We start from the raw sequence: 22,233 nt of genomic DNA on the forward strand, positions 1-22,233 counted from the left end.
GTTGGAAGCATGACGTCAGATCGGATTGAGCGGATTTTCCTTGGCCGGCGGAGGAGCGAGCGTCGATTTTCCGCCCGCTCGCGGATCGTCGCCGTAGATACCGCGTTTCTGCTGCTTTGCCTGTTCCGCAAGGGCGACCAAGGGCGATCCAGCCTCAGGCTCGGCCCAGCCGAAACGCACCAGCCATTCGCTGAGATCGACGCGAACATAGCGGCAGGCGCCGGTCACCGTACCTTGCCAGGTCGGGTTCGGCAGGTCGCAGTCGATGGTGCGGCCGCGCAGATACATGCGGAAAGCGGTACGCGCCGCCGCCCCGCAGGGCCAGCTCTTGCCATTCGGCCCGGTGCACATCCGCTCGACATCGGTCGGAATGATGCCGGGGAGCTGCACGCTCTTGCCGGCAATGGTCAATATGCCGGCGCGGTCCGAAAATGGCCGCACCAGTTCCACCGGCTTTGCTTGCTCGATCGGCTTTTCGTCGCTGCCGGTCGACGCCTGCTGCGATGGCGGTTCAGCAGGCTCGGTCCTGAGGGCCTCGGCCGCCTGCTCCCTGTCCATCTGGTCGGCCGGCATCCGGCTCGCCGGCGTTTGGTACGCATCGGTTTGGTTCGACGGCGCCGGGTTTGTCGGCGTTGCCTGCGCCACTTGCGTCTCGCCCGGATTTACTGGTGTCGCCTGCGGCTGCGCCAACTCGGCGGACGCCTTGCTTTCGGGCAATATGGTCGGCTGCTGGACCGCTGCGGATTGGTCTTTGTTAATTTGATCCGAGCTGGTGGCGACAAGAGCTTTCGCCGTGCCTTCCAGCGTTGACGTCGGCGTTGCGGTGGGCGCCGGAGTGGGGGGCGATGCCGTTGCGTCTGAGCTTGTTGTAGCCGACTGATCGCCGTTGGCGGCTACAGTAGTCGTTGCGGCTGGCGTCGCTTGCGCGGCGACGGCAGCAGGTTGCACCGCGGTCTTGCCGTCCGGCTTCGTCGTATCGGCAGGCTGCTGGGCCGAGGTGGCTGTTGCCGGGGTGACTGCCTTTGCCGTTTCCGTTGGTGCGCTCACGACAGGTGCGCTTTCGGTTCCGGCTCTGTTCGACAAACTGAAACCATGCTCCTCGACCTGCACGGCAACCAGCGTCACCCACGAACCGAGGACCACACCTGCCAAACTTGCCAGCCAAACATCACGACGCATAACGAGAAAACTTTCCTATTGGCTGGCCCAGATGATGCGCGCAATCCACTCCACATCCGCAAGATCGAAGCTCCGATTCGGATGCTCGGGGTTGAGCGACAGCAGTTCTATCGACCGCGCGGTCTGTCGCAGCAGCACCTTGGCCATGACCTCGCCCTCGCGGGTCTTGACGACTACCCGATCATTGCGCCTGATTTGTGCCCCCGGTTCGACGATCAGCACATCGCCATCCCGGTAGAGCGGCAGCATGCTCTCGCCCTGCACTTCAAGCGCATAGACGCCGCCCTTTTGCCCGGGGGACACCGGAAACTCCACCATGTCCCACCCCTGGCCGACCGGAAAGCCGCCGTCATCGAAAAAGCCGCCAGCGCCGGCTTGGGCGAAGCCGAGCAAGGGGATGGAGCTTGTCGGCAAAGGAAAAGCGCGGTCGGCTGCGCTGCTTGTGCTTTCCACCGAGCGCATGCAGCCGAGAAACTGCTCCATGCTGGCTCCGGTCGCATCCAGCACCTTGGCGATCGATTCCGTCGAGGGCCAGCGCAAACGTCCGTCCTGGCTCAGCCGCTTCGACTTGTTGAACGATGTGGGGTCGAGGCCGGCGCGCCGGGCAAGACCGGATGCCGTCAGGGCATGCCGTTCGGCAAGCCTGTCGATCGCGCTCCATATCTGCTCATGTGACAACATTGCGGTTCAGCACACTCGGAAGCCGGAATGTTCGGCGTTTGACCCCTAAAGAAAGGTTAACCGAGGCTTTTTCACGAGTAAAGGGCGGCGTAGGAATAAGGTCCTTTGTCCCCTTGCTTTCGCTTTTTGATTCCAGTAGCTTCAGGTCTTCTGCGGCTGCGCCTGGGTGTCGGGCGCTTCCTTCTGGAATTCCTTCGCCATTCCCATGAAGCCACGCATGAATTTCTCCATGATCCCAAGGGTCCGATCGATGTCGGCGTCGCTCGGCAGGTTCGATCCGCTGCTTGAGGCGACCGTCTTTTCCAGCTTCGAGACGCGCTCGGAGAGGCGATCGAGTTCGTTTTCATAGGCCGCGCGCTCATCGGCGGCCATGCGGCAGACCAGATTGCCGTTCTGATCCTGGCAGATCGACATGGCACCGGTTTGCTTATCCAAACGGACGAAATGATCGCCGCTGCGCTCGAGCTGGAAGCGCGTGGGGTCCGGCTCCGCGGCGTAGCCGGGCGTGGCGAGAAGAAGAGCGGCAGGCAGGATGAGGGCCGCAAGGCCTGATACCATTTCCTTCGTCATGTCATCCTCCGAATTTTCTGCTTAATGTGCATCCATCTGCACTTTTCCCGGTGATCCCCGTGGACATCGGCAACGGTTTTCGTGCAAAGCCCTATCAAGGACACAAGTCATGTAAGGATGATGACTGCGATGCCAGTGGTTTACAAGATCGTGCCGGATACGCTCTGGCAGCAAGCCAGACAAACCGGTGTTTTTAATGGCGCGTCGATCGATCTGACCGACAATTTCATCCACCTTTCGACGGCAAAGCAGGCGAAGGAAACCGCCGCACGCTATTTTGTCGGCCAGGAGGACCTGCTGCTGGTGGCGATCGACGGCGACGCGCTCGGCGACAAGCTGGTGTTCGAGCCCTCGCGTGGCGGCGATCTTTTCCCGCATCTCTACGCGCCGCTGCAGCTTTCGGCCGTGCTCTGGGAAAAGCCGTTGCCGCTTGGCCCCGATGGCGCGCATGTCTTTCCGGAGATGCCGGAATGATCGGCGCCTTCCGCGATCTCGGCCGGCGTGGTCTCTTCATGTTCGATCCGGAAACGGCGCATGGAATGTCGATCGCGGCGCTGAGATCCGGTCTTGTTCCGGCCTGCCGGATCAGCAATGATCCCCGACTGCGTCAGACTGTGGCCGGATTGGATTTTGCCAATCCGCTCGGCATGGCCGCCGGCTATGACAAGAACGCCGAGGTGCCGGAGGCGCTGTTGAAGCTCGGCTTCGGCTTTACCGAAATCGGCACGGTGACGCCGAAGCCGCAATCCGGCAATCCGCGCCCGCGCATCTTCCGCCTGGTCGAGGACGAGGGCGTCATCAACCGCCTCGGCTTCAACAATGAAGGCCACGATGCGGCCTTCCGGCGTCTGCAGCCGATCCGCGGCAAGGGCATCATCGGCGTCAACATCGGCGCCAACAAGGATAGCGCCGACCGGATCGCCGATTACGTCGCCGGCATCCGCCGTTTCTATTCCGTGGCGCGCTATTTCACCGCCAACATCTCCTCGCCGAACACGCCGGGCCTGCGCGATCTGCAGGCGCGGGAAAGCCTTTCGGCGCTGTTGTCGGCAGTGCTTGCCGCACGCGACGAAGAGGCGGCAAAGGCAGGCAAAAAGATCCCGGTTTTTTTGAAGATAGCCCCCGATCTGACGGAAGAGGGCATGGATGACATCGCTGCCGAAGTTTTGGCTCATGCGCTGGACGGGTTGATCGTCTCCAACACCACGCTTTCGCGCGACGGGCTGAGAGATCAGGCCCAGGCGAAGGAAGCCGGTGGCCTCTCCGGCCAGCCGCTCTTCGAAAAATCCACAGTCGTCCTCGCAAAGATGCGTCGCCGCGTCGGTGCGGCCCTGCCGATTATCGGCGTTGGCGGTGTTTCATCGGCGGAGACGGCGCTGGAGAAGATCAAGGCCGGCGCCGATCTCGTGCAGCTTTATTCGTGCATGGTCTATGAAGGCCCGGGCCTGCCGGGCCGTATCGTGAGCGGCCTGTCGAAGCTGCTCGACCGCGAGCGTGTCGGCTCGATCCGCGAGTTGCGCGACAGCAGGCTCGATCATTGGGCCGACAGAAACGTCTGATAGGCCCGCTTCTTCAGCCCCATGACCAGGAAAATGCCGCGGAACAGCAGGAAGGCGTTCATGGCCAGCCACAGGCCGTGGTTGCCAAGGGTCGGCACGAAGACGGCAAGTGCCAATAGATAGCCGGCGAACGACATCAGCATGCGATTGCGCATGTCGCGCGACCATGTGGCGCCGATGAAGACGCCATCCATCAGAAATGCGAGCGCGCCGGTGAGCCCGGTGACAGCGGCCCAGGGCAAGTAAGTTTCGGCCGCAGTGCGCACCTCCTCCGAGGTCGTCAGCAGCCGGATCAGCGCCGGGCCGAGGGTGAAGAAGAACACGGTCGCGGCAAATGCCAGCCCAAAGGACCAAAGCCCGGTCAGCTTCAATCCGCGCTCGAAGGCCGGGCGATAGTTGGCGCCGATCGAGCGGCCGGTGATCTGCTCGGCGGCATTCGCCAGTCCGTCGAGGTAATAGCCGGAAAGCAGAAAGAAGTTCATCAGCACGGCGTTGGCGGCAAGTGTCACCGCGCCGAACGTATTGCCGATGCGCGTCATCAGCGTGAAGGCGCCGATCAGCACGAACGTGCGGATGAGGATATCGCGGTTGAGCGCGAAAAGCTGCGTGAGTTTGGCGCGGGAGAGGAGGTCCGCGCGGGTAGGTCTTGGTTCGCCGGCAAAGCCGCGCAGCACAATGGCAAGGCCGGTGAGAGCGCCTGTCGCTTCGCCGATCAAAGTACCCCAGGCGACACCTGCCACACCCCAGCCCAGCCAGAGGCCGAGCAGGACGGCGAGGATGATGTTGACGCCGTTGATCAAGGTTTGCAGCAGAAGCCCGATGCGGCCCTGGCCGCGCCCGAGCACGAAGCCGAGGATGGCGTAGTTGGCGAGCGCCGCTGGGCCGGATAGCATGCGGATCGAGAAATAGGTGCGTGTCGCGTCGGCAATGCCGCCTTCCGGTCCCATCAGCCTGATGCCGAGCCAGAGCAATATGGGCGACAACAGCAGAAGCAGCAGACCGCATCCGAGCGCCGACAGCAGCGCCCGCCAAAACACCGCCTGCTGCTCATGCCCGTCGCGGCGGCCATAGGCTTGCGCCGTCAGGCCAGTCGTCGACGAGCGCAGGAAGTTGAAGCTCGCGAAGAGGAGATCGAAGAGCACCGCACCGATCGCCAGCCCGGCGAGTGCGTCCGGCAGGCCGAGATGCCCGACGACGGCCGTATCAACGAGGCCGAGCAACGGTGTCGTCATGAAGCCGAGCGTCATCGGAATAGCGATCGACAGCACCAGCCGGTGCGTCACATCGAAAGGCAGAACCCTTCCGCTATGCTCTCGATGATCCATGTCCAATCAGCCCGTCTTCAATTCGAAGACAGCACCATGGACCAATAGGGCTTGTCACTGGAAGAGGGAGCATAGGCAAGGGCGACGCCGAGGCCGTTATATTTGCCGAGCATGTTGTGCAAATGCTTCGGCGAATTGATCCAGGCCGTCACCGCGGCGTTCACGTCGCGCTGGCCCTCGGCAATATTTTCGGCCGCCGGCAGCTTGACGCCGCTCGCCTTGACGCGCGTGCCGAAATTGTCGCCGATGCCGATCAGATGTTCCATCTTGCCGGCATCAGCCATGCGCTTGGCCTGGTAGATCGCGGCCGTGCTGGCAGCCGGATCGATCTTGAGCGGCGGCAGACCGTTTTTGGCGCGCAAGGAGTTGACGAGCGGCAGCGCGGAAGCGGTCTCGTCGTTGGCCGGCGTGTTGGAAACATGGGTGGGCGGCGTGGCGCAGCTTGCGACGATGGCAGCGAGCGCAAGGCCGGTGAGACGCAGCGCGTGGCGCCGTGTAGAAAGCGGAATGTTTGAGATCATATCAGCGGCGATAATTGAAAAGGCGGAGGATGATGAAGAGCGGAATGACGATGCTGGCGCCGAGCAGCACATAATCGCCGAACTCGCCGAGCGCGGCAAAGCCGCTGTGCCAGAGATCAAGGAGGAAGCGGCGGACACCATAGAGGAAGTCGAGCGGCCGCCAGCCGAAGAATTTCATCACGAAACCGACGATCAGCGACACGATAATAAGCTTCACGAGTGTACGGCCGGGCGAGTCGCCGAGGAACCTGTTCACCTGATCGGACATGCGGCTGTCTCCATAATGCCTGTCGAGCGGTTTTGAGATAAGGCTGTGGCCTGCGACTCGCAAGCGCTTTTGCCCGATACGTACTGAAACCGTACTTACTCGAAACAGGTGTCTGCCTGAAATAGGACTTGAGTTTTTTTGTGACCGCGTCCAAAGGCGGGTGCCAAACAGGACCGAAATCATGCTGCCGAGCCAGCTTTCCTCCGGCGACGTCATCGCCGACCGTCGCGCCGACTATGCGAAGATGCTCGCCGAAAACGGCGAGCCGGCCAGTGCTGCCGAATTGATGGAGCAGGCGCTGGAGTTGACGCCGGGCTGGGCCGCCGGCTGGTTTACGCTCGCGACCTATCGTGAAAAAGCCGGGAATACGGAAGGCGCCATCGAGGCGCTGAACAAGGTTCTGGCGCTTGATGCCGGCGATGTCTTCGGCGCCCGGCTGAAGCTTTCAGTTCTGGGAGCGGCCGATCTGCCCGATCAGCCGCCGAGCCGCTATGTCGAGCGTCTCTTCGACGACTATGCCGACCGCTTCGAGACGTCGCTGGTCGAAAAGCTCGGCTATAGCGTGCCGCAGAAGCTCGCGGCTCTGGTCGCCGATACGGCCGGCATGCCCGGGCATTTCCGTCTTGTCGTCGATCTCGGCTGCGGCACGGGCCTGTTCGGTCCGGAAATCCGCGGACGCGTCGATCGGCTGGAAGGGTTCGACCTGTCGAAAGGCATGCTCGCCAAGGCAGCGGAGAAGGGTGTCTATGATCACCTGGGACAAGCCGATCTGTCGCTGTCGCCGCTCCAGTCCGGCGTCTTCGACGGCGGGCTCGCGCCGGCACGGGCCGATCTGATCACGGCGGCCGACGTGCTGATGTATCTCGGCAATCTCCAGGGCGTCATGGCGATCGTCAGGGAACTGGCCGCATCCGGGGCTGTGTTTGCCTTTTCCGTCGAGGATGCGGAAGAAGAGGAGGGGTATCTCCTGCGCGATTCCCTGCGTTTCGCCCACTCGGAGGCCTATATCAGGACGATATTGGCCGCTCATGGCTTCGCTGTCCTCGCTCTTGCGCGCAGCATCATTCGCATGGATGCCGGAAGACCGGTGCACGGCATTTTGTTTGTTACATGGAAATCGGCCTGATCGACCCATTTTCGCGAATTCGCGATAGGCCCGCATCCCTCAACAAGGGAAAACATCGTGGGGAACCTGGGCGCCCTCGGCGGAGGTAGTCGCGCTCAATCACTTCGTCACGACCAACCATCGGGCGGATCGCTATATCGCGCTGCAGGGAGCGGCGACGACTATTGTTTGCGGGTCTCGTCGGACTCCGAGATGGCGGCCTCATGATACCAGCTATCGAAAGCAGCCGTCGCGATGGTCGGGCCGATATCGGGATTGAGGTTCACTTGATCGCGTTGGCCGGCAGGAATGGGCCGGGTCTTGATGGGAAACTTAAAAATCTTTGCCGTTTCGTGTTGAGGGCTGACTGCCATTGCAATGTCTCTCCCCTTTTTGTGCTCAAGCGGGAGCGCTTCAAGAGACAGCTTATATGTAGCAGAGTCGGAGCCCGTTTTTGAGGTATTTGCACAAATAAAATGCAAAAGGTTGAATTTATAGGCATTTTGAGATTTTGCGACGCCAGAATGTGGTTTTCGGGCGCCTAATTGTTGCGCTGCTTCGAATCTGCCGCACTGCGACAAGTTGGCAGCACCTTTCGGCCAAGTTCCTCACGATTTTGAGAGAATCCGAGCCAGGGCGATGGAAAATTGGCAAAAATTGACTCCGATTTGTGCATTTTTCTTCGAACGGCAGCGCATCTCGTTCAAATTGGCATGTCAAATGCATGTCACATGGCGGCCGTAGGTGGCGAAGATTTCCGGGCGGGCGCCTTCGAATTTTCTCTGCTTCGGGTAGTTAAACCCTTATGAGGTGCGTAATGACGAAGTTTAAGCTCGAGTATATCTGGCTCGACGGGTACACCCCGGTACCGAACCTGCGCGGTAAAACGCAGATCAAGGAATTTGCTGATTTTCCGAAGCTTGAAGAGCTTCCGCTTTGGGGCTTCGACGGTTCGTCGACGATGCAGGCCGAAGGCCGTAGCTCCGATTGCGTGCTGAAGCCTGTAGCGATCTATCCGGATCCGGCGCGTACGAACGGCGCCCTCGTCATGTGCGAAGTCATGATGCCGGACGGCGTAACGCCGCATCCGTCCAACAGCCGCGCCACCATCCTCGACGACGAAGACGCTTGGTTCGGCTTCGAGCAGGAATACTTCTTCTACAAGGACGGCCGTCCGCTCGGCTTCCCGGAATCCGGTTACCCGGCTCCGCAGGGCCCGTACTACACCGGCGTCGGCTATAAGAACGTCGGCGATGTCGCTCGCGAGATCGTTGAAGAGCATCTCGACCTTTGCCTCGAAGCAGGCATCAACCACGAAGGCATCAACGCCGAAGTGGCCAAGGGTCAGTGGGAATTCCAGATTTTCGGCAAGGGCTCCAAGCGCGCCGCCGACCAGATCTGGATGGCACGTTACCTGCTGCTGCGTCTGTGCGAAAAGTACGGCATCGACATCGAGTTCCATTGCAAGCCGCTCGGCGACACCGACTGGAACGGCTCGGGCATGCACTGCAACTTCTCGACCAAGTTCATGCGCGAAGTCGGCGGCAAGGCCTATTTCGAAGCGCTCATGGCTCAGTTCGACAAGAACCTGCACGACCATATTGCGGTCTACGGCCCGGACAACCACATGCGCCTGACCGGCAAGCATGAAACGGCTCCGTGGAACAAGTTCAGCTACGGTGTTGCCGACCGCGGTGCTTCCATCCGCGTTCCGCACTCGTTCATCAAGAACGACTACAAGGGCTACCTCGAAGATCGTCGTCCGAACTCTCAGGGTTGCCCCTATCAGATCGCTTCCCAGGTTCTGAAGACCATCTCGGAAGTTCCGACGGCTGGCTTCGCTTCGGCTGCTGCTTAATCATTATCGGTCTCGGCTTGCCGAGACCGAGAAAAATAAAAAAAGCGCGGGATTTCGGTCCCGCGCTTTTTTGTTTCCATTTCAGTGCCTATGCGGCCTTCGCATCCTTGTCGATCGGATGCTGCGCGCGGAAACCGACGGCCAGCCGATTCCAGACATTGATCACGCCGATTGCGACGGTGATCTTGACGATCTCTTCCTCGCTGAAATGCTGCTTGAGCGGTTCGAAATCCGCATCCGGTATGCCGGTCTGGGCAATCTTGGTGACGGAATCAACCCAGCGTAGCAGGGCGCGTTCGCGGTCGTCGTAAACGGGCGATTCCCACCAGACGCACATCAGGTTGATCCACTGCTCGCTGAGGCCGTCATGCCGGGCTTCCTTGACATGCATGTCGACGCAATAGGCGCAGCCGTTGATCTGCGACGCCCTGAGCTTGATCAGGTGGATGAAACGACGCTCCAGCCCGGAGGTCTGGACGAAGTTCTCCAGCGCGGTAACGGCCTTGTAGGAGTCCGGGGAAGCCTTGGCAAAGTTGAAACGAGGTTGCATGGTTTTCTCCTTGGGTTCTGGATCTATCGGGTGGTTCTGCGTTCATTGAGGGCAAGGAAGGCGCAGCCCCTTGCCGCGATGCTGCCGTCGTCGCCCGCCGCAAGATCGGCGAGGATATCGGCAATGGTGGTCTTGGCGAGCTCGGCGCGGTACACCCGCTCGGCTGCCAGCATCGCCGCGCTGATGCCGCACGGCTTTGCAAAGTATTTTCCAGGCAGCGGGTTTGGCCCGCGCTGGCGAATCTCGGCGCAGCGAAAGGCGGGCGCCGGTCCTTCGACAGCAAGCACGATATCGAGAAGGGTGATTTTGGCCGGTAGACGCGCCAGCCGGTAGCCACCCTTGGGGCCGGGTACGGTATCAAGAATGCCGGCGCCGGAAAGCGCCTGCAGATGCTTCAAGAGATAGCTCACCGACACCCCATGAAACTCGGCAATCGCCGCCGCCGAAAGCACTCCGCCCTCGGACAATCCGGCCAGCATCCCGACGCTGTGTATGGCCTGTTCAACGCCTTCGCCGAGTTTCATTGGTTCGTCCTTTTTATATCGTGGATATTTTTTATCCGTGATTATTGGAGGAGTCAATTGCTTTTTTAAGCGAGGCTGTATGTAACCCGGAGTTAGCGTATGCCGTGCGCCCGGTGCACTCTCTGCGAACACTGAAGCCACTGTTGGGAAGTGAACAATCCCCCCGCTTCCTATCCCTCGCATTTCGACTACATTTGCCCCCGTGGACCAGATCGATTCCGAGCGCCGCCTTGCTTTGCCTGCCCCTTTCATCCGCTGGTTTGAGGAAAAGGGTTGGCAGCCGCGTGCTCATCAGCTTGAGTTGCTTGCCCGTGCCGAGGCCGGCGAGAGCACGTTGCTGATCGCGCCGACCGGCGCCGGCAAGACCTTGGCCGGTTTCCTTCCCTCGCTCACCGATCTGACCCGGCGCGGCAAGATCCCGCCGGGTTCGGCCTTTACCGGCATCCACACGCTCTACATTTCGCCGCTGAAGGCGCTGGCCGTCGATATCGAGCGCAACCTGATGAAGCCGGTCACGGAGATGGGCCTGCCGGTCTCTGTCGAAAACCGCACCGGCGATACGCCCGCCGGCAAGCGGCAACGCCAGAAGCTCAATCCGCCGGACATTCTTCTGACCACGCCGGAACAGGTGGCCTTGTTGCTCGCCAATCACGAAGCCGAACGCTTCTTCAGGGATTTGAAATACATCGTCCTCGACGAGTTGCATTCGCTTGTGACGTCGAAGCGCGGTCATATGCTCTCGCTTGGCCTTGCGCGCCTGCGCAAGCTGGCGCCTCATCTGCAAACCATCGGCCTGTCGGCAACGGTTGCCGAGCCGATGGACCTGCAGAAATGGCTGGTGGCGCAGGAGGAGGGGATGGACCGGCATGCCGGCCTCGTGATGGTCGACGGCGGCGCCAAGCCTGATATCTCGATCCTCAGGACCGAGGAACACATCCCCTGGTCCGGCCACTCCGCCAAATACGCCATCCCCGATATCTACCGCGAGCTCAGAGAGCATCGGACGACCCTTCTCTTCGTCAACACCCGCTCGCAGGCGGAAATGCTGTTTCAGGAGCTGTGGTCGGCCAATGATGACAATCTGCCGATCGCGCTGCATCACGGCTCGCTCGATGTCGGACAGCGCCGCAGGGTCGAAGCCGTCATGGCCGCCAACAAGCTGCGCGCCGTGGTCGCCACCTCGACGCTCGATCTCGGCATAGACTGGGGCGATGTCGATCTGGTCATCCATGTCGGCGCCCCGAAAGGCGCATCGCGCCTTGCCCAACGTATCGGTCGCGCCAACCACCGCATGGACGAGCCATCCAAGGCGATCCTCGTGCCGGCCAATCGTTTCGAGGTCATGGAATGCCAGGCGGCACTCGACGCCAATTATGTCGGCGCGCAGGATACGCCGCCGGTCGGCGCCGGTGCACTCGACGTCCTTGCCCAACATATCCTCGGCATGGCCTGCGCCGAACCCTTCGACATGCTGGAACTCTATGACGAGATCCGCAGCGCTTCGCCCTATGCCGACCTGTCATGGGAGACATACGAACGCATCGTCGATTTCGTCGCCACCGGCGGCTATGCCCTGCGCACCTACGAGCGCTATGCCCGCATCCGCAAGACGCCCGAAGGCCGCTGGCGCGTCTCCAATCCGCAGGTCGCGCAGCAATATCGTCTGAACCTCGGCACCATTGTCGAGGAGGCGATGCTGAACATTCGGCTGGTGAAGCGCAATGCGCTGGGATCGCTCGGTCGCGGCGGCGCCCCCCTCGGCAAGGTCGAAGAGTATTTTCTCGAACAGCTTTCGCCCGGCGACACCTTCCTCTTCTCCGGCAAGGTGCTGCGCTTCGAGGGCATTCGCGAGAATGAATGCCTGGCCTCGCAGACCTTTTCCATGGACCCGAAAATTCCTTCCTATGCCGGCGGCAAGTTTCCGCTGTCCACCTACCTTGCCGATCAGGTGCGCATGATGATCGACGATCCCGATCGCCGGCATCGGTTGCCGGATCAGGTACGCGATTGGCTGGAGCTGCAGAAGGACAGGTCACTGCTGCCGAAGCGCGACGAGTTTTTGATCGAGACCTTTCCACGCGGCAGCCGCGCCTACATGGTGGCCTATCCCTTCGAAGGGCGGCTGGCGCACCAGACACTCGGCATGCTGTTGACCCGGCGGCTGGAGCGCGCCGGCGCAAAGCCGATGGGCTTCATCGCCACGGATTATTCGCTCGGCATTTGGGGGCTGGAGGACATGAGCCTGATGATCGCCAATGGCCGTCTCAGCCTTGCCGATCTCTTCGATGAGGACATGCTCGGTGACGATCTCGAAGCCTGGCTGGATGAATCCTTCCTGCTGAAGCGCACCTTCCGCAATTGCGCCGTCATTGCCGGTTTGATCGAGCGCCGTCACCCCGGCAAGGAAAAGACTGGCCGGCAGGTGACGGTCTCCGCCGATCTGATCTATGACGTCCTGCGCAGTCACGAGCCCGACCACATCCTGATGCAGGCGACCCGGCAGGACGCGGCCACGGGGCTTTTGGAGATTGGCCGCCTTGGGGATATGCTGAAGCGAATCAAAGGCCACATCACCCACCGGGCGCTGGATCATATCTCGCCGCTTGCCGTGCCGGTCATGCTGGAAATCGGCAAGGTGCCGGTGCCGGGCGAGGCGCATGATGTGGTATTGGCGGAAGCGGCTGACGATCTGATCCGCGAGGCCATGGAATAAAGCATGCCAAACAACGAAGGCAGACCGAGTTGATGAACCGCCTGGCGCTTGCGCGAGAGATGAACGGCCAAGTCAGGAACGGATTGACTCCCGCATCCGGCGTAGAGACCGCCGTTCACGGCGTCGCCGCAGTCTGTGATCCGCTTGGCGCGCTGTATCTGCCGGACGCCGGCATCCTTGTCGTTTCCGATCTGCATCTGGAAAAGGGAGCAGCCTTCGCACGGCGCGGCATGCTGCTGCCGCCTTACGATACGTTGGCGACGCTGACTGTGCTTGCCGCGGTCATCTCCCGCTACGATCCGAAGCTCGTCGTTTCACTCGGCGACAATTTCCATGACCGCGTGGGCTCCATGCATCTGCCGGAGGAGTTCCGCAGCCTGATCGTCAACATGGCACGCGGCCGCGAATGGATCTGGATCAACGGCAATCACGATCCGGATGGCACGGTCGATCTGCCCGGTCACTCTGTCGATGAGATGCATTATGGCGGATTGACCTTCCGCCACGAACCGAGGGGCGGCCAGCAGGCCGGCGAGATCGCCGGCCATCTGCATCCGTCCGCCACCGTCCGCCGCCGCGACAAATCCGTCCGCCGCCCGTGCTTCGCCGCCGATGGCGCCCGCCTGCTGATGCCCGCGTTCGGCATCATGACCGGCGGGCTCGACCTGCGCCACAAGGCCATGGCCGGCCTGTTCGATCGCGAAAGTCTCATTGCCCATGTGCTCGGTCGCGACCGCATCTATTCGGTACGCTTCGGCAATCTCTCGGCTTAACCCGCTTTTGCGGGCTCGTAGCGCAGGATCACCGCACCGGTCTTCAGGGGTGTGGTTCCGAGCAGCTTCATCGGAATCCGTTCCGCCGCAGGCTTGAAATGCGGGTTGCCGGCGCCGAGAACGACAGGAACAAGGCAGAGGCGGATTTCGTCCACCAATCCCGCTTTCAGCAGCGTATCCGTCACTTCGGCACTGCCGAAGACGAACATGGTCTTGCCCGGCTCTTCCTTCAGTTTCTTGACCTCGGCGACGATATCGCGAACGATGCGAGTGTTGTTCCACTCCGCCTTGTCCATTGTCCGCGAGGCGGCGATCTTGGCGATGCCATTCATATAGGCGGCGATTTCAGGTGTCTCCGGCGCCGTCGGCCAGTAGGCTGCCATGCCTTCATAGGTCTTGCGGCCGAAGATTAGCAGATCGCCCTCCTTGCCGAGCTCGGTCGCGTACTGCTCCAGCTCATCGCCCCAGGCGAGCATATGAAAATCGAGGTCCCAGGGTTTGGTTCCCTCGAAATAACCGTCAAGCGTCATAAGATTCCAGACAACAAGCTTTCTCATCGTTTTCCTCCTTCGCGATAACCGTATCATAATCAAAACTGGTTGCTAAAAGCAAGCAGTTGAAAATTAGCGTGACTGGTGGCAAAGTGCAAGCAGTTTTTGGAGATATTTATGGACGCGCTCAATCGCTCCGGCTGCCCGATCAATCTCACCCTGGAAATCCTGGGTGACCGCTGGAGTCTGATCATCATCAGGGACATCATGTTCGGCAATCGCCGGCATTTTCGCGAGCTTCTGCAGAACTCGGAGGAGGGGATTGCCTCCAACATCCTCGCTGACCGGCTGAAGCGGCTGGTCGAGCGCGGGCTTTTGACCCGCGACGGCGACCCGAGCCATAAACAGAAGGCCGTCTACAGCCTCACCGAAATGGCGATCGACCTCGTGCCGCTCTTTGCCCATATGGGTGCATGGGGCCGCAAGCATCTGCCGGTTTCGGAGGAGCTGTCGATCCGGGCGGAACTGCTGGAAGATGGCGGGCCGAAGCTCTGGGAGGATTTTATGGATGAGCTGAGGGCGAAGCATCTGGGCAAGGTATTACCGCCGGGAACGCCGTCGGTGCTCGGCCGGCTGACGGAAGCCTATCTGGAGGTAGTCGAGCGCAAGAAGAGCGCTTGATCATCGACTCCGAATTCGTGGAGGGGGTATCAGCGGTGCGGCATATGCCAAGTTTCGTTTCAGCTTGCGAAATAGAACCTAGCTCTTCCGGAACACGAAGCTCGCCGTCCATCCCGTAATGACCGCCAGCAACACCGAAAACGCGCCATAGAAAATGGGGCGTTCATGGGCAGCATCGGTGATCGTCTGCTCGATGCCGGTCTTGATGACGCGCAGTGGCAGGGATTTTTCGGTCAGGAATTTGCCGCTCTTGAAGAGAAAGGCGCGCACGGTATGCACGCCGTTCGGCACGTCTGCGGGCAGCCTCAGTGTTGCCCTGAACAGACTGGAACTGACGAAGCGCACGCCGGCCGGATCGCTTTCGTAAAGGCCGCCGCTCTGCTGCAGCCGCCGGAAAGCCCGGCGAAATTCCGCCACATCCGCGCCATTGCCGACGAAACCGACGGGGGTTAGCTGAATATGATCCATGCCGATGCCGCGGTCGTTCAGCTCCAGCGGCGCGGTGATGTAGTCGACGGCGCGCGTGCTCGACAGCGAATAGGCCTGCGGCACATGCTCGAACGTCATCGACCGGGTATTGACCCAGATGCCGAAGACACGTTCCTTCTTGCGCACGGTGGCATTTTCGCGCGGTCCCTCCAGCACGACGACGATATCGTATTGGCCGATCGCCAACAGCAGTTGGTCGGTGTTGGAAAGCGCGCCAAAGATCGTCAGGTCGGCGCCGGTGAAATCGGAGGTGATGGCGATTTCGCTGGTCGAGGTGCCGATCTCCATTGTCTCGCGCGCTGTCGTGGAGGTCGTCGGCTGGTCGAGCAGCACCTGTGCCTGTGCGCTCAATGGCGCAAGCAGGAGACCGGCTGCGAGGATTGGCCCGAAACGTTTCATCGGCCCGCCCCTTCGAGCACGACGGAATAGATATCGGCCGGTGTGACCACCAGTGCGATCGCCAGACGCAGGCCAACGGCAAGGACGAGCAGGCCGAGGAGGGCGCGCAATTGTTCGCCGCGCAGCTTCTGGCCGACACGCACGCCGTATTGCGCGCCGACGACGCCCGCCACCATCAACAGGAAGGCCAGCACGATATCGACGGAATAGTTGGTCGCGGCCTGCACGACGGTCGTATAGGCGGTGACGAAGATGATCTGGAACAGCGAGGTGCCGACCACGACATTGGTCGGGATGCGCAGCAGGTAGATCATCGCCGGCACCATGATGAAGCCGCCGCCAACGCCCATAACCGATGTCAGGATACCGATGCCGAAACCAAGGCCGATCACTGGAATGACGCTCAGGTAGATCTTCGATTTCTTGAAACGCATCTTCAGCGGCAGGCGGTGCACCCAACTGTGGTGACCCGGCTTGCGGGGCATGGCGGGTTCGTTGCGGGCGGCACGACGCATTGCATTCAGGCTCTCCCAGAGCATCAATCCGCCGATCGTGCCGAGAAAGATGACGTAGAGCAGGGAGATGAAGAGATCGAGCTGGCCGATGCGTCTCAGCAGCGAGAATATCCAGATACCGACGGTAGCGCCGGTAAGACCGCCGATCAGCAGCACCGTGCCGAGCTTCATGTCCAGCGAGCCGCGGCGGAAATGCGTGATGGCTCCCGAAATCGACGAGGCGACGACCTGGTTGGCACCGGTGGCGACGGCGACGACGGGCGGGATGTTATAGAAGATCAGGAGTGGCGTGATCAGAAAGCCGCCGCCAACGCCGAACATGCCGGAGAGAAACCCAACGGCTGCGCCCATGCCGAGAATAATGAAGATATTCACCGACAGTTCTGCGATCGGCAGATAGATCGTCACGGTCTGATCCCAGTTGCAGCTATCCGAGCGTAAGCGACCGGATGCCTATGAACAATTTCCCCTTTAAACAGACGATTCTAATCTGAAATGATTGCCAGAGCCTTAGGAAAAATCATGGCGTCTTTCAGCGATCGAATTCGTCATTCCACTCTAACGTGGCATTTTCCGCGATTGTGTGACGAATTTCGCCGTAAGGCAAAGCCGGCGCGAAACCGCGGGTTACCGCTGGCATTCGCTCAAATATGACGACGGTCTGATCAAGCCGATCGGCGCCCGCCAAAGGAACGGGCCTTCGCCGATGCTGCTCTTACGCGCAGCGACGGCGGTATGCCCGAGGGCTTCATCGATCGGAAATGAAGCCTTCGATCTATTTGTTGCGGGCCAGAAGTTCCTTGACGACCTGATCGCTCACCCTGCCGTCCCGCGGCAGGCCGACCGATTTCTGGAAGCTCTTCAGCGCGGCGACGGTCTTCCCGCCCATATTGCCGTCCGGCGGACCGGCGTCGAAGCCGTTGTTGTTAAGGATCGCCTGGATGTTGCGGATCGCCTTCTTCATGTCGATCGAGGCGGTGTTGACGCCTTTGCCGGTCGTCCATTCCTCAGGGATGGTCGTGCCGTTTGCCTTGGCGTCCAGCGGCTGCGCCTTCCAGAGGTCGACCTTGGCGCGGGCGCTTTCGAGTTCGTCCTGCTTCATGGCGTTCGCCACTTCGTCGCGCTTCTGCGAGGCGTCCTTGTCGCCACCCTTTGCGGCGATCGCGAACCATTTGTAGGATTCCTGCAGGTCCTGCTTCACGCCGTTGCCGCGTGCATAGAGGATGGCAAGGTTGAACTGGCTGTCGGACACGCCGAGATTGGCCGCCTTGATGAACCAGTTCGCCGCCGTCGGATAGTCCTGCGGACCGGCTGCACCGGAAGCGTAGAGGACGGCGAGGTTGTGCATGGCGCTGGCATTGCCCTGATTGGCGGCCTGCTCGTAATAGCCTTTGGCCTTGACGAGATCGCGCTCGAGACCGTTGCCCTTCTCGTACATGCTGGCGAGCCGGTATTGCGCCGGCGCAAAACCCTTGTCGGCGGAAAGCTGATACCAGCTCGCTGCCTGCTTGAGATCGGCCGTAACGCCGCGGCCATCCGTGTAGCGCACGCCGATTTCGAACAGAGCGACGGGGTCGCCGGACTTGGCGGCGGCAACGAGCGTTGGCGGCTGGATGCCATCAGGCACGGCGATCGCAGCGGCCGGCGCGGATGCCTGAGCCGCGTCAGGCGCCGGGGTCGTCGTGGCATTGGCGGGCACGAAGGCAGCAGTTTGCTGAGCAGGCGTGGCGCTCCCGGCCGGCGTCAGGGTTTCGCTGGTCGGTTTGCCGTCGAGGGGGGCTGCCGCTGTCAGATGATCGTTCGTCGGCACCGCGGCCGGATTTGCCGGCGCAGCGGAGGATTGTGCAGCGTCTCCAGCATCGGCGGCCGGAGCCTGTGTCGGTACCTGGGTGGCAGGCGCATTCGCTGCCGCCTGAGCGTTCGAGGCCGGCATTTGAGCGGCATTGGCGGAGGCTCCGTTTGTCGCGGTATTTTCGGCAGCCGAGGTCAGCACCGAAACTTCGGCCGGCGGTGCCTTCTGGCCGCGCGTCAGCGTGTTGACGAGCGGGAAGGCCATGATGGCAAGCAGGGCTGCGCCGATAGCAAGCAGAATGGGACGGCGGAAGCGCGAGAATGCACCGCGTTTCTTCTCGCCGTTCTTAGAGGCAGGAGCCGAGCGCTGTGTCTGATCCACTTCCATTGCGGCCGCCTGCGCGGCACGGCGAGCAGCGGCGATATAATCGGCGCGTTCGTTTTCGGTCGGCTGTTTGATGGTGCCGCTGCGCGCGGCATTCTGGCTGGCGCGCACGCGTTCCAGGATCTTCTTGATATCCGGCGCCCCCGAGCCCGGCTCGAGCAGCTCATTCGCGTCCTCGGCCGGCATCATGTCGACGGGGTCGATCGACGGCGCCTGTTCGATGACAGGCCGGTCGGGCAGGAAGATCGGCTCAGCCTTCTCAGGCATGAAGAAACGTCTGCCGAGGCTGGCGAGCAGGCTGGGTTTCGCCCCATCCTTCTTCGCAGCCGCTTTGATCTCCGCCTTGGTAACGGCTTCCACAGCTTGCGCGACTGCGGCTTCCGGCGATGCCGCGGATTCGGCAGACGCGACGGTGCGGATGACCGGCCCGGCCTTTTGTGGGGCTGCCAAAGGCGGTTTCACCGCTGCCGTGTCAGCCGGAGCAAAAACCTCGCTCTCGAATTTTGCGGCAGGCATGGCAGGCGCCGGCTGGCGATGTTCCATATGGTCCAGCCGGTCTGCGATCTGCAGCAGCGTGTCGTGCAGCGCTTCGAAAGTGCGATGGGTGCGCTCGTCGCTGCTGCGGCTGAGGTCTTCGAGATGGCGAAGGTCTTCTGCAAGCGCCGTCATCGCCGACATGTCGACGGCCGGCACGCCATGGCCGAGCATGCCTTCGCGGGAATAGGCTTCGACGACCGCTTCCGCCGCGTGGCGGGCGGCTTCGATGATATACTCGTCATTGGTCGCCATATAATCTTCGATCGCACTCATGCGGCGGTCGAAATCGGCGGGAACATCGGCGACGGTCCGCTGCTCGTTCATCAGCAGCGTCGAGAGATGGGCAATCTGCTCTTCGAGATTGCGCAGCGACTGCGTATCGGTCGGCGGTGCCGCGGTGCTCGCTTCCAGCCGCATGGCGATATCGGAAAGACGGCCTTCCAGCCGGCGGACAGCACCATCGTCGAGGTTTGCGGCCGGGTGCGGTGGATGGAAATCCATTTCATCGATGCGCCGGGCCAGATAATCCAGCCGTTCGGCCAGCGCATGGTCGACCGAGCCGTGTTCCAGCGCATCGATCTTGCGGGAGATGTCGGCGAGGTGGTTGACCAGTTCCGGCTGCGGTGCTGCCTTCTGTGAGCGCTCCATCAGATAGGAGAGCTGATCCAGGCGCTCTTCCAGTCGGGCGGCCGCCTTGGCATTGCCGAGTTCGTCGATGCGCATCGCCAGCGCTTCGAGACGTCCGGAAAGATCGTCCGCCGGCTGGCGCCGCGCCGCTTCACGGCTCATCATGTCGAGCTGGTCGGCAAGGTCACTGATGCGGCCTTCAAGCCGCTGCATCGCCTGATCCTGTGGCTGTATCATGCCGCCGAAGCTTTCCACAGCGGTGGCGATCGAGAGCAGCTTGTTTTCCAGCGCGTGCACGGCGGGGCTGTCGCTCATGCTGCCAAGATGCTGCTTGATATCATCCAGGCGATAAGCGAGCGATACCAGCTCGTCCTGTAGACCATTCGTGTCGATCGCTTGCACCTGACGTTCGACGTGGTGCAACGAATCCTCGCGGGCGAGCCCGTCCATCAGCGAGCGCAGTTCTTCGAACTCCGCCTTCAGGCCGGCCGTTTCCGGCTGGCCGGGATGGCCAGCGAGCTGGCTGATGCTGTCGGCAAGCCGCGCCATGTCCTCGCGCACATCGGCGGCGAAATGCTTGTCCTCGGCATTGTCGCGGATGTCGCGGATTTCGGCGCGCAATGCGCTGACTTCGCGGGCAATGCTATCCGCGATATCCCGTTTCAGGTCTTGCCGCAGGTTGACCAGCGCCTGAGCGATATCGATGGAGCTTTCCGGGGCAGAGCGCAGCGCCGAAGGCAGAGGCGGCCGCGACGCCGGATTTTCGCTAAAGCGCCCGCCAAGCGGTTGCCGCTCCGCAATTGGTGCTTCCTCACGGCGGGTGTGCAGGCGCTCGCGGCTCGCCTCGAGCGCGCGCTGGCGCTGGCGGATTTCGGCAAGCGGATCGGGCCGTAAATCGGCTTCCGCACGTTCAGTGCGGAGGGGACGTTCATAAGGGCGCGCGTAGGCGTCGCGCTCGGTGCGTGGCGTGCGGTCGGAAAGAGGAGCGCGCTCCGGCATCGGTGTCCGCTCGGGCGCCGCGGCATAACCGTTTGCCACACGCTGGCGCGTGTCCCGGGCGCCAGCCGTGCCCATCAGGCCTTCGATGCGCGCTTCCAGCCCCTCGATGGTGCGGCTCAACGCATCCAGCGACGTCCAGTCGCCCGTGCCGGTAGGATTTGATCGCGATCCGCTCATCTTCTTGCTCGCTTCGACATATGGACCACTCAAAGGCCATCTTCGCTTGTGGAACGCTGCTTCGCGGGTTCACGCGCAGACCGCATCCCACCGTTCGGAAAGAAATAGTTTATTAGGCTTTCCTCAGGCTGAACCGCGAAACGGCGCTCCATCAAGCTAAAGATGAAAGAAACGCGAAGCATCGCTGCTCATCCCGCACAATTCACGAAACGTAGTAAACAACCCGTTAAGTTTTGGCGAAATCTTAACCTTTTATTTCGGCCTTGTTGTTGAATATGCTCATGTTCTTATGGATTTGACGGGTGCTGCCGCTGGTGAGATGGGCGCATTGAACATCAATCATTCCTTCTGTCCCGCGCTGGTTGAAGGGTCGAGATGCGTAGCCTTAAAATTGAACTCCATTATCCTTTTCTCAACTGAGTTGTGGAATCATAGATTGATTTGAATATTCTTGGGAGCCGAGTGCGTGCCGCCATCCATCGCCCGTGAACCGGATCAGGCGCATCACATCCCGGCCCTCGATGGATGGCGCGGGCTGGCGGTTATCGTGGTTTTGATGGGCCATTTCGGGGCCGACCGATATCTGCCAAACTTCAGCTCCTTCGGCGTCGATCTGTTCTTTGTGTTGTCGGGGCGATTGATGGCGGACATTCTGTTCGTCAAGCAGATGCCGATACCGATGTTCTTCGCCAAACGGTTTGCGCGCGTCTATCCCGCATTGTTTGTGTTCATATTGATTACCAGTCTCGCATTTCACGGTACGTTCGGAGAATATGACCTGAAAGTCGCCGCTTCGGCGCTGACATTCACCCTGAACTACGCCATGGCCTATGGGCACCCGTTTTCCCTGTTGGATCATATCTGGTCCCTATGCGTCGAAGAGCATAGTTATATCCTGCTTGCCTTGATCGCCTTCGCCACGCGCTCGCGAAGCAAACCCATCACCTGGGGCATCATTTTCGCGGCGGGATTGATGGCGCTGATCAATGGCGTAATTCGAGTCCACATGTCGGAGGGAGACCCCGGTGTGGTGATGTGGCGCACCGATGTCGCCATGGCTGGGATCTTCATCTCCGCAGCCCTCTTCATTGTTCTCCGACCAAGCCTGCATCGGGATCATTGGACATGGATTGCACCATGCGCCCTGGTGAGCGCGATCTTGGCGCGGATGTTTGGCGTAGATGCTATAGTCTTTTTTGGCGTCAAAACGATCCTGCTGGCAATGGCTGTGATCGGGATCGAATATTCCGCCCCATGGTTCCGCAGGAATTTCGAAGGCAATATGCTCCGCTTTGTCGGGCAGTGCTCCTTCTCGATCTATCTATGGCAGGAACCCTTTTTTAGGCTTGCCGGTTCGGGGATTCTGCCCTCCGCTTTGTCGCTCATACTGGGTATCGCCTGTGGTGTGGCAAGCTACGACCTCATCGAACGCCCTCTGCGTGCCACGCTTAACGCCATGTTCAGCCGCCGGCCCGTCGAGCAAACTCTCGCCTGACTTCGGGTTTACAGAAGCTCC

Annotated in this window: 21 protein-coding genes; 8 read left to right on the forward strand and 13 right to left on the reverse strand. The window is 61.0% G+C overall.

Going from position 1 to position 22,233, the window contains the following annotated elements:
- Positions 1 to 15: 15 nt before the first annotated feature.
- The 3 genes from C9E91_RS03285 to C9E91_RS03295 all read right to left on the reverse strand — a co-directional run bounded on the left by C9E91_RS03285 (position 16) and on the right by C9E91_RS03295 (position 2,430).
- Entirely contained in the window at positions 16 to 1,179 is a 1,164-nt protein-coding gene (locus C9E91_RS03285) for a thermonuclease family protein (protein ID WP_107106920.1), read from the reverse strand.
- A gap of 15 nt (positions 1,180 to 1,194) precedes the next feature.
- The gene (locus tag C9E91_RS03290; RefSeq protein WP_107106921.1) at positions 1,195 to 1,860 is read right to left on the reverse strand and encodes a S24 family peptidase; all 666 of its coding nucleotides are present in this window, start codon (positions 1,858 to 1,860) and stop codon (positions 1,195 to 1,197) included.
- A gap of 141 nt (positions 1,861 to 2,001) precedes the next feature.
- Positions 2,002 to 2,430, reverse strand: a complete 429-nt coding sequence (locus tag C9E91_RS03295) for a hypothetical protein (protein WP_107106922.1) — start codon at positions 2,428 to 2,430, stop codon at positions 2,002 to 2,004.
- A gap of 117 nt (positions 2,431 to 2,547) precedes the next feature.
- On the opposite strand from C9E91_RS03295, the gene C9E91_RS03300 reads away from it, so the two are divergent.
- Together C9E91_RS03300 and C9E91_RS03305 are read left to right on the forward strand one after the other, a co-directional pair.
- On the forward strand, positions 2,548 to 2,904 hold the full coding sequence (locus tag C9E91_RS03300) for a DUF952 domain-containing protein (RefSeq protein WP_107106923.1): 357 nt from the start codon (positions 2,548 to 2,550) through the stop codon (positions 2,902 to 2,904).
- Positions 2,901 to 3,989: a quinone-dependent dihydroorotate dehydrogenase gene (locus C9E91_RS03305; RefSeq protein ID WP_107106924.1), complete on the forward strand. Its 1,089-nt coding sequence runs from the start codon at positions 2,901 to 2,903 to the stop codon at positions 3,987 to 3,989. The genes C9E91_RS03300 and C9E91_RS03305 overlap by 4 nt, the downstream gene beginning before the upstream one ends.
- Here the strand turns inward: C9E91_RS03305 and C9E91_RS03310 are convergent.
- From C9E91_RS03310 to C9E91_RS03320, 3 genes are read right to left on the reverse strand one after another with little or no spacing between them, the layout of a single operon-like run.
- A complete protein-coding gene (locus C9E91_RS03310) occupies positions 3,965 to 5,314 on the reverse strand; it encodes an MATE family efflux transporter (RefSeq protein WP_107106925.1) in 1,350 nt (449 codons plus the stop codon). The two genes, C9E91_RS03305 and C9E91_RS03310, sit on opposite strands and share 25 nt — an antisense overlap.
- 17 nt (positions 5,315 to 5,331) lie before the next feature.
- Positions 5,332 to 5,832: a CAP domain-containing protein gene (locus tag C9E91_RS03315; RefSeq protein ID WP_181316003.1), complete on the reverse strand. Its 501-nt coding sequence runs from the start codon at positions 5,830 to 5,832 to the stop codon at positions 5,332 to 5,334.
- 4 nt (positions 5,833 to 5,836) lie between these two features.
- Complete coding sequence (locus tag C9E91_RS03320) at positions 5,837 to 6,103, reverse strand: DUF6460 domain-containing protein (RefSeq protein ID WP_107106927.1); 267 nt, start codon at positions 6,101 to 6,103, stop codon at positions 5,837 to 5,839.
- 181 nt (positions 6,104 to 6,284) lie between these two features.
- Between C9E91_RS03320 and C9E91_RS03325 the strand changes: the two genes are divergently transcribed.
- Positions 6,285 to 7,229 carry a class I SAM-dependent methyltransferase gene (locus C9E91_RS03325; RefSeq protein WP_107106928.1) on the forward strand — a complete coding sequence of 315 codons (945 nt, stop codon included), beginning with the start codon at positions 6,285 to 6,287 and terminating at the stop codon, positions 7,227 to 7,229.
- Between the two features lie 161 nt (positions 7,230 to 7,390).
- On the opposite strand, the gene C9E91_RS03330 is transcribed toward C9E91_RS03325, so the two are convergent.
- Entirely contained in the window at positions 7,391 to 7,582 is a 192-nt protein-coding gene (locus tag C9E91_RS03330) for a DUF2735 domain-containing protein (protein ID WP_107106929.1), read from the reverse strand.
- A 443-nt stretch (positions 7,583 to 8,025) separates the two neighbouring features.
- Between C9E91_RS03330 and C9E91_RS03335 the strand changes: the two genes are divergently transcribed.
- Positions 8,026 to 9,066 carry a glutamine synthetase beta-grasp domain-containing protein gene (locus C9E91_RS03335; RefSeq protein WP_107106930.1) on the forward strand — a complete coding sequence of 347 codons (1,041 nt, stop codon included), beginning with the start codon at positions 8,026 to 8,028 and terminating at the stop codon, positions 9,064 to 9,066.
- Positions 9,067 to 9,154: 88 nt separating this feature from the next.
- Here C9E91_RS03335 and C9E91_RS03340 read toward each other — a convergent pair whose 3' ends face one another.
- Together C9E91_RS03340 and C9E91_RS03345 are read right to left on the reverse strand one after the other, a co-directional pair.
- On the reverse strand, positions 9,155 to 9,616 hold the full coding sequence (locus tag C9E91_RS03340; protein WP_107106931.1) for a carboxymuconolactone decarboxylase family protein: 462 nt from the start codon (positions 9,614 to 9,616) through the stop codon (positions 9,155 to 9,157).
- Positions 9,617 to 9,639: 23 nt separating this feature from the next.
- Positions 9,640 to 10,140: an RrF2 family transcriptional regulator gene (locus tag C9E91_RS03345; protein WP_107106932.1), complete on the reverse strand. Its 501-nt coding sequence runs from the start codon at positions 10,138 to 10,140 to the stop codon at positions 9,640 to 9,642.
- Positions 10,141 to 10,342: 202 nt separating this feature from the next.
- On the opposite strand from C9E91_RS03345, the gene C9E91_RS03350 reads away from it, so the two are divergent.
- Both C9E91_RS03350 and pdeM read left to right on the forward strand, forming a co-directional pair.
- Complete coding sequence (locus tag C9E91_RS03350) at positions 10,343 to 12,853, forward strand: ligase-associated DNA damage response DEXH box helicase (protein ID WP_107106933.1); 2,511 nt, start codon at positions 10,343 to 10,345, stop codon at positions 12,851 to 12,853.
- A 32-nt stretch (positions 12,854 to 12,885) separates the two neighbouring features.
- Complete coding sequence (gene pdeM, locus C9E91_RS03355; RefSeq protein WP_107106934.1) at positions 12,886 to 13,626, forward strand: ligase-associated DNA damage response endonuclease PdeM; 741 nt, start codon at positions 12,886 to 12,888, stop codon at positions 13,624 to 13,626.
- Here pdeM and C9E91_RS03360 read toward each other — a convergent pair.
- Positions 13,623 to 14,183 (reverse strand): dihydrofolate reductase family protein, encoded by a 561-nt coding sequence (locus C9E91_RS03360; RefSeq protein WP_107106935.1) that lies wholly within the window; start codon positions 14,181 to 14,183, stop codon positions 13,623 to 13,625. The genes pdeM and C9E91_RS03360 overlap by 4 nt on opposite strands.
- Positions 14,184 to 14,294: 111 nt before the next feature.
- Between C9E91_RS03360 and C9E91_RS03365 the strand changes: the two genes are divergently transcribed.
- Complete coding sequence (locus C9E91_RS03365; RefSeq protein WP_107106936.1) at positions 14,295 to 14,798, forward strand: winged helix-turn-helix transcriptional regulator; 504 nt, start codon at positions 14,295 to 14,297, stop codon at positions 14,796 to 14,798.
- Positions 14,799 to 14,876: 78 nt separating this feature from the next.
- Here C9E91_RS03365 and C9E91_RS03370 read toward each other — a convergent pair whose 3' ends face one another.
- The 3 genes from C9E91_RS03370 to C9E91_RS03380 form a co-directional block, all read right to left on the reverse strand.
- Positions 14,877 to 15,686, reverse strand: a complete 810-nt coding sequence (locus tag C9E91_RS03370) for a TIGR02186 family protein (protein WP_107106937.1) — start codon at positions 15,684 to 15,686, stop codon at positions 14,877 to 14,879.
- Positions 15,683 to 16,609, reverse strand: coding sequence for a sulfite exporter TauE/SafE family protein (locus C9E91_RS03375; RefSeq protein WP_107106938.1), 927 nt, complete (start codon positions 16,607 to 16,609; stop codon positions 15,683 to 15,685). Before C9E91_RS03375 ends, C9E91_RS03370 begins: the two co-directional genes overlap by 4 nt.
- 367 nt (positions 16,610 to 16,976) lie before the next feature.
- Positions 16,977 to 20,717, reverse strand: coding sequence for a peptidoglycan-binding protein (locus C9E91_RS03380; protein ID WP_107106939.1), 3,741 nt, complete (start codon positions 20,715 to 20,717; stop codon positions 16,977 to 16,979).
- Between the two features lie 466 nt (positions 20,718 to 21,183).
- Here C9E91_RS03380 and C9E91_RS03385 point away from each other — a divergent pair, with 466 nt between their 5' ends.
- The gene (locus tag C9E91_RS03385) at positions 21,184 to 22,212 is read left to right on the forward strand and encodes an acyltransferase family protein (protein ID WP_146143972.1); all 1,029 of its coding nucleotides are present in this window, start codon (positions 21,184 to 21,186) and stop codon (positions 22,210 to 22,212) included.
- Positions 22,213 to 22,233: the final 21 nt, after the last annotated feature.

Origin of the sequence: Rhizobium sp. SEMIA4064, from assembly GCF_003025035.1 — a bacterium.
In the GTDB taxonomy this organism is placed as follows: Bacteria; Pseudomonadota; Alphaproteobacteria; order Rhizobiales; family Rhizobiaceae; genus Rhizobium; species Rhizobium paranaense.

Bases quoted from the DNA above. Each gene is read 5' to 3' on its own strand.
- C9E91_RS03320 (WP_107106927.1), bottom strand. From the start codon at position 6,103: ATGTCCGATCAGGTGAACAGGTTCCTCGGCGACTCGCCCGGCCGTACA.
- C9E91_RS03290 (WP_107106921.1), bottom strand. From the start codon at position 1,860: ATGTTGTCACATGAGCAGATATGGAGCGCGATCGACAGGCTTGCCGAA.
- C9E91_RS03295 (WP_107106922.1), bottom strand. From the start codon at position 2,430: ATGACGAAGGAAATGGTATCAGGCCTTGCGGCCCTCATCCTGCCTGCC.
- C9E91_RS03325 (WP_107106928.1), top strand. From the start codon at position 6,285: ATGCTGCCGAGCCAGCTTTCCTCCGGCGACGTCATCGCCGACCGTCGC.
- C9E91_RS03335 (WP_107106930.1), top strand. From the start codon at position 8,026: ATGACGAAGTTTAAGCTCGAGTATATCTGGCTCGACGGGTACACCCCG.
- C9E91_RS03300 (WP_107106923.1), top strand. From the start codon at position 2,548: ATGATGACTGCGATGCCAGTGGTTTACAAGATCGTGCCGGATACGCTC.
- C9E91_RS03340 (WP_107106931.1), bottom strand. From the start codon at position 9,616: ATGCAACCTCGTTTCAACTTTGCCAAGGCTTCCCCGGACTCCTACAAG.
- C9E91_RS03380 (WP_107106939.1), bottom strand. From the start codon at position 20,717: ATGAGCGGATCGCGATCAAATCCTACCGGCACGGGCGACTGGACGTCG.
- C9E91_RS03310 (WP_107106925.1), bottom strand. From the start codon at position 5,314: ATGGATCATCGAGAGCATAGCGGAAGGGTTCTGCCTTTCGATGTGACG.
- C9E91_RS03285 (WP_107106920.1), bottom strand. From the start codon at position 1,179: ATGCGTCGTGATGTTTGGCTGGCAAGTTTGGCAGGTGTGGTCCTCGGT.
- C9E91_RS03370 (WP_107106937.1), bottom strand. From the start codon at position 15,686: ATGAAACGTTTCGGGCCAATCCTCGCAGCCGGTCTCCTGCTTGCGCCA.
- C9E91_RS03305 (WP_107106924.1), top strand. From the start codon at position 2,901: ATGATCGGCGCCTTCCGCGATCTCGGCCGGCGTGGTCTCTTCATGTTC.
- C9E91_RS03330 (WP_107106929.1), bottom strand. From the start codon at position 7,582: ATGGCAGTCAGCCCTCAACACGAAACGGCAAAGATTTTTAAGTTTCCC.
- pdeM (WP_107106934.1), top strand. From the start codon at position 12,886: ATGAACCGCCTGGCGCTTGCGCGAGAGATGAACGGCCAAGTCAGGAAC.
- C9E91_RS03365 (WP_107106936.1), top strand. From the start codon at position 14,295: ATGGACGCGCTCAATCGCTCCGGCTGCCCGATCAATCTCACCCTGGAA.
- C9E91_RS03345 (WP_107106932.1), bottom strand. From the start codon at position 10,140: ATGAAACTCGGCGAAGGCGTTGAACAGGCCATACACAGCGTCGGGATG.
- C9E91_RS03360 (WP_107106935.1), bottom strand. From the start codon at position 14,183: ATGAGAAAGCTTGTTGTCTGGAATCTTATGACGCTTGACGGTTATTTC.